Source organism: Rhizobium sp. P1_E1, from assembly GCF_056406015.1.
Map to the genome: position 1 here is coordinate 1 of NZ_JBFUAY010000250.1, position 5792 is coordinate 5792.

Annotated in this window: 6 protein-coding genes; all 6 read right to left on the reverse strand. The window is 60.5% G+C overall.

Going from position 1 to position 5792, the window contains the following annotated elements; all coding sequences use genetic code 11:
* Positions 1–566, reverse strand: a 566-nt coding sequence (locus AC1D1Z_RS33000) for a metallophosphoesterase family protein (RefSeq protein WP_477853061.1), incomplete at its 3' end; no start/stop codon positions are given.
* 289 nt (positions 567–855) lie between these two features.
* Positions 856–2247, reverse strand: coding sequence for an aldehyde dehydrogenase family protein (locus AC1D1Z_RS33005; protein ID WP_026188694.1), 1392 nt, complete (start codon positions 2245–2247; stop codon positions 856–858).
* A gap of 1 nt (position 2248) precedes the next feature.
* Complete coding sequence (locus tag AC1D1Z_RS33010) at positions 2249–3895, reverse strand: acetolactate synthase large subunit (RefSeq protein WP_477853064.1); 1647 nt, start codon at positions 3893–3895, stop codon at positions 2249–2251.
* Positions 3896–4143: 248 nt separating this feature from the next.
* Positions 4144–4671, reverse strand: coding sequence for a GNAT family N-acetyltransferase (locus tag AC1D1Z_RS33015; RefSeq protein ID WP_018245608.1), 528 nt, complete (start codon positions 4669–4671; stop codon positions 4144–4146).
* Entirely contained in the window at positions 4668–4946 is a 279-nt protein-coding gene (locus AC1D1Z_RS33020; protein ID WP_018245607.1) for a type II toxin-antitoxin system TacA family antitoxin, read from the reverse strand. The genes AC1D1Z_RS33015 and AC1D1Z_RS33020 overlap by 4 nt, the downstream gene beginning before the upstream one ends.
* A gap of 154 nt (positions 4947–5100) precedes the next feature.
* Positions 5101–5792 (reverse strand): DUF6030 family protein (locus tag AC1D1Z_RS33025; RefSeq protein ID WP_477853067.1); only part of this gene is annotated, 692 nt, incomplete at its 5' end.

A 5792-nucleotide genomic window follows, 5' to 3' on the forward strand; every position in this document is an offset into this window, starting at 1 on the left:
ATATAATCGAGGCCGGCCAGCGCCGCGCGGTTCGGCGCAATCACGTTGGTGGCCGTGGCATCCTCCGAAAATTCCTGGATCGGGCCATGGGCGAGGCCGATGCGGATAGCGCCGTCCGGTGTGGCGGCACCCGTCATCCATTCGGTCAGGTCGCGGCCCGGTCTCCTGGTCGTGCAAGGCGCCGGCAGCAGGATGACATCAGGTCCAAGCGGAAGGGGCACCGCTTCCGTCGCCAGGATGACATTGTCGGGCACAACGCCGCGCGCCGCACTCCAGAGCTGGTCCGCCAGCAGTGAATCGTGGTTGCCCGGAAGCAGGACCCAGCGCAGCGGCGTATTCCGGGCCATCTCGCCAAGCGCTTGCCGAAGCACGGCAGGCGTCGGCGTCTCGGTATCGAAGGTGTCGCCCGCGAGCAGGATGACACCAGCGCCATGCTCTCGTGCCGCCGCGGCGAGCCTAGCGATCACGCCATGCCGCGCCTCGCGCAGGCGCCCTCTCAAATCCTCCGGAAGATTGCCAAATCGTTTGCCAATATGAAGGTCCGAACTGTGCAGGAAGGAAAACATTAATCAGCTATGTTTGCGATGCGCTGCGAGCTTTCGAGCATGGCCAAGGACCTCTCGTCCGTAGTTTCGTGATTCCGTTGTTCCATGACAGACCATGCCTCCCGATAACAGGCGAGGCAAGTCGATCCTGGCTGAGCGAGCTGTTATCCAATGCTTGTCTAACTCTCAGCGGTACTCGACATCGCATCGCCCAGCAGCCTCGATGCAAATGCCGCTGGTCCAGCACGCTGGCGAAAGGGTCGTCCATTGTCTTTGTCGGCTGCCAACGGCGACGGAGTACCGACTGATCTTAAGTAACCTGGTTGAACACGACCATCTTGTCGTCGGCCATCTCTGCCATCGTTGAGGGAATGCCGCCGACCCCGTATCCGGACTGTCTGCGTCCGGCGAAAGGCATCCAGTCGGTGCGAAACGCCGTATGGTCGTTGACGAGAACGGCCGATGCATCCAGATGTTTTGCCGCCTTGAGAGCAACCGCTATGTCGGCGGAAAAGACGCTTGCCTGGAAGGCATAGGGCAGCGAGTTGGCAATGCGGATCGCCTCGTCGAGGTCGCGGTAGCCGAAGACGCAAGTCAGCGGTCCAAAGACCTCGAGCACCGACACCTTCGCTTCGACAGGCGGGTTCAGCAGAACCGAAGGCAGAAGCGTCGTATCGGACATCCGCCCGCCGCCGATCTGCTTGGTCCCGGCATCCGTCGCCTCCTTGATCCAGCTCGTGACGCGGTCCGCCTCGCGCGGCAGGATGAGCGGCCCTACCTCGGTTTGTGCAAGCTTGGGATCGCCGACATGCAGGGCCGCAACCTTGGCGGCGAGAGCCTCGGTGAAGGAAGCCAGAATATCTTCGTGCACGAAAAGACGCTGCGCCGACACGCAGACCTGCCCAGCGTGGTAATAGCCGCCCTTGACGATGGTGCCGACAATCGCATCGACATTGGCGCTGCGGTCGACGATCACGGGTGCCGCTCCGCCATGTTCCAGCGCGCATCGAGTGCCCGGCGGCAACTTGCTCTTGAGGTACCAGCCGACCTTTGCAGAGCCGATGAAACTCAGAAACGCCACGCGACGATCGGTTGCGAAGGCTTCGGCAAGCGCATTGTCCTCGGTGATGAGGGTCTGGCACCAGCGTTCGTCGAGACCGGCCTCCCAGAACAGCTTGACGATCTCGATGCAGGAAATCGGCGTCGTTGCCGCCGGCTTCACGATCACAGGGCAACCGACCGCAATCGCCGGCGCGATCTGATGGATGATGAGATTGAGCGGATGGTTGAACGCCGATATCGCCGCCACGACCCCGATCGGCTCCTTGGTGGTGAAAGCCCATCGGTTCGCGCTGGCCGCAGTCAGCCCCATGGGGATTTCCTTGCCGCCGAAATTGCGCAGTTCGTCTGCCGCGTTCACCAGGCCGTCGATCCCGCGCGTTACCTCGATGATTGCGTCGGTCAGCGGTTTGCCGCCTTCGCTGGCGATCATCATCGCAAAGCGGTCGCGGTTCTCCTGCAGAAGCGCCGACGCCTTCCTGAGGATTGCCATCCGCTGATGCGCGGGCAGCCAGCCGTCGCGATCGGCAAAGGTCTTTGCGGCGACCTGAAGCTTGCGCTCGAGCGCGGATGCGTCGTCTGCCGGCAGCTCTGCAATCGGCACGCGGTCGAACGCCTGATAGACCTTCATGGTAGACTGCATCTCAGGCCTCCAGTATCGCGGGGAGCCGCTCGCGAAGCTCCTTCACCAGCACGCGTTCATTTTCCGAGTAGTCGACCGGCACATTCACCAGATGGACGCCACCTCCAGAGAATGCCTCTTCGAGGACCTTTTTGAACTGGCCGATATCGTCGACCCTGGTTCCCCTGGCGCCATAGGATTCGGCATATTTCACGAAGTCGGGATTGCCGAAGGTCATCCCGAAATCCGGGAACTCATCCACCGCCTGCTTCCAGCGGATCATGCCGTAAGCATTGTCCTCGATGACAAGAACGACGAGGTTGAGTTTCAGCCGGACGGCCGTCTCGAGCTCCTGGGAGTTCATCATGAAGCCGCCGTCGCCGCAGATCGCCATGACACGCCGCTCCGGGTAGAGCATCGAGGCAACCATCGCCGACGGCAGCCCGGCTCCCATCGTTGCAAGAGCATTATCGAGCAGCAGCGTGTTCGCCATCCGCGTCCGGTAGTTTCGGGCGAACCAGATCTTGTACATGCCGTTGTCGAGCGCCAGTATGCCGTCATGCGGCATCACCTCTCTTATATCGTGGACCAGCCGCTGTGGCGTGAAGCGATCCTCCGTCGCCCGCGCGGCGATGCGCTCGAGAATGCGCTCGCGGAGATGAAGAAGCGCCTGCGCGTTTGGCAGCTTGCCCTCGAGGCGATYGGCCAGCGCCTTCAGAGAGGGGCCGATGTCGCCGATGACCTCGGATTGCGGGAAATAGACCTGCTCGACGGTCGCCGGCTGATATCCGATATGGACGACCTTCGGACCGCCCTTGCCCATGATGAACGGCGGCTTCTCGATGGTGTCATGGCCGATCGTGACGATGAGGTCGGCCTGTTCGATGGCTTCGTGGACATAGTCGCGCTCCGACAGCGCCGCGGTGCCCATGTAAAGTTCGGTTCCACCCGGAACCGTTCCCTTCCCCATTTGGGTCGTGAAGAACGGGATGCGCGTGCGGATCACGAATTGCGCGATGTCGGAGGTCGAGCGCGGACGCGAGGCGGCGGCCCCGAACATCAGAAGCGGACGCTTGGCCGCGGTGATGAGCGCGGCTGCGCGGTTAAGCGCCGCCTCACTTGCCGTCGGCAGTTCGAGCTGGTGCGGCGCAATCAGCGCCACCTCCTGGCATTCTTCGGCCGCGATATCTTCCGGAAGCTCCAGATGCACCGGCCCCGGCCTTTCCTCCTGGGCGATGCGGAACGCCTCCCTGACCGTCGTCGGGATCATCTGCGGCGATACGATCTGCCTTGCGAGCTTGGTCAGCGGCTTCATCGACGCGACGACGTCGACCACCTGGAAACGCGCCTGGCGGGATGAGAGGATCCCTTTCTGACCGGTGATCATCACCATCGGCATCGCACCGAGCAAGGCGTATGCCGCACCCGTCGAGAGGTTGAGAGCACCCGGCCCAAGCGTCGTCAGGCAGACGCCGGGCTTGCCAGTCAGGCGGCCATAGGTCGCGGCCATGAACGCCGCCGCCTGCTCGTGTCGGGTGAGCACGAGCTCAATCGACGACTTGCGGATGGATTCGACGACGTCGAGATTCTCTTCGCCGGGAATGCCGAAGATGCGCTCGACACCTTCGTTCTCAAGCGCTGCCACTAGAAGATCGGAGCCTTTGGTCATGGATGTGTGCCCGTGCTGTTTGATTCGAGGCTTCAAAAGGAAGGACCCTTCGAAGATATGTTCTTTTCCGGGCCTGTCCATGCATTCGGCGGCATCGGCGGTTGTCCTCAATCCCGGTGAGAGTTTGTAGATAGGATTTGGGGCGGGAATAAAAAAGCTCTCCGCAGTTCTGCTGGCAAACAGCTTTGACTGATGATGTGAGGTGTCGCGGTTCGGGCCGGCAGCACAATGGCTTGGCGGCTAAACGGCTACAGGAGCCCCTTGGCCTTCAGGTCGGCGGCGAAGGTGGCAAGCGGCATAACGAGGGTGAGCGGTTTCCCTTGCAGCGGTTCGGCGCCGTAGCTGGCATACCAATGGGCGGCGCGCTCGCTCTTGGCATCGATGATTAGCAGGATCCCGCCGCCCTCGCTGGCGAGCCGCAGGCAACGGAGCGCTGCAGCAGCGATGAGCTGACCGCCTAAACCTTTTCCCGCCACCTTTATGTCGGTTGCCAAGCGCGCGAGCTTGAAGCCTGCGACTTCATGGCGTGCGAGGCCTCTCGTCATCTTCGGAGGCACGGCCTCATGCGTAACGGCAGAGGGCGCGACTGTGTAGAATCCGAGGATGCGATCAGGGTGGGCCTTGTCGATAGCGCAGAAGGTTTTCGCCGCATTCTGCTCATGGCTCTGCCGGGCGAAGCGCCGAATGAACTCGTTCATTGCCGCATCACCGCAATCGAATGAGGCCCGATCATGCGACTTAGCGATCGGCTCTTCATGCCAGACGGGGAGGGTCACAAGGCATCCGGTAGAGCAGAGATCGCGGCGCGTAGTCTCGCGTTTGGTTTGGGCGGGCGTTCAAGCAGGTCGAGGATGCGGATGAAATCGCGGCTCGAAACGGTCTCAACTTCAGCAGCCTGGATGACGGCTTCGGCTTCAGGTACTATCTTATCGAGAATGAAATCGGCCATATCCTTGTTCGAAAGGGCAGCTGCGCGCGCGATCATTGCCTTCTGCTTTGGCGGGATGCGCAGCTGGTAGCGTTCGGATTTATTGTCCGCGGTTCTCGGCATAACTATCTCCTTGATCTCAATATAACGTACACATAGTATGTGTACAAGAAGATTTAGGGATGATCGCAGCATTCATGGCCGAAATCACCACGGCGGTCTGTTTGGCTGCTCGGCGTGACGCTTTCATCGCTCAAAACGATGAAGCCGTCGATGTTTAGCCACAGTTCCAAATTGATCTTGGACTTTGACGGGGGCTTGCGACGTCATTGAGCGCAATTGGCTGATATGGATGCCCCCAAGCGCTCCCTGAAGATGAAGCTGGCAGGAGCACTGCGGGCATTTGTAGCCAGCGCTCAGTCGAAAAATACATCTTGGTCCTCACCTGCGAACCTGAAGTCGCCTTAAGGCCAAGAACAAAATTAAAGATATTTGCGCTGCCGGCTTCACGTGTGAAGCTGAGATAGGAGCCGAATCGTTCGTATTCGACATTTTGAAGGTTTTGGATCGAGGCAAGAGTATCCTCGAAATCACGCCAGCACGCCTGCTTCACAATGATCTCGAAAATGCGTAGGACGGCCGGGGCGAGGCGTCCCTGGGCGTCGGTCGTTGGCCCAATAATCTTGGCGCGGATCTCAAGAATGTCGCCCATTTCATCTCCGCGAACCTTCAGGAAGGTCGAGCTGAGCGGACGCACCTCGTCCCGTTCGTAGATGCGCTGAAAATAGCATTCATAGCTGCGATTGCGCATCGATGCGGCTTTCCATTCGCTCATCTCGATGCCGGCCTCTCGAAGAGCACCGCAAATATTCGGCCCCGAGACGCGCCATATCCGCAGAAACTGACTTGCCAATTCCAGCTTCGGGACCTCGATCAGCTGCAGCGATATCGACATCGGCGGGAGGGTAG

Coding starts and splice junctions, on each gene's coding strand:
- AC1D1Z_RS33020 (WP_018245607.1), bottom strand. CDS start 4,946: ATGCCGAGAACCGCGGACAATAAATCCGAACGCTACCAGCTGCGCATC.
- AC1D1Z_RS33005 (WP_026188694.1), bottom strand. CDS start 2,247: ATGCAGTCTACCATGAAGGTCTATCAGGCGTTCGACCGCGTGCCGATT.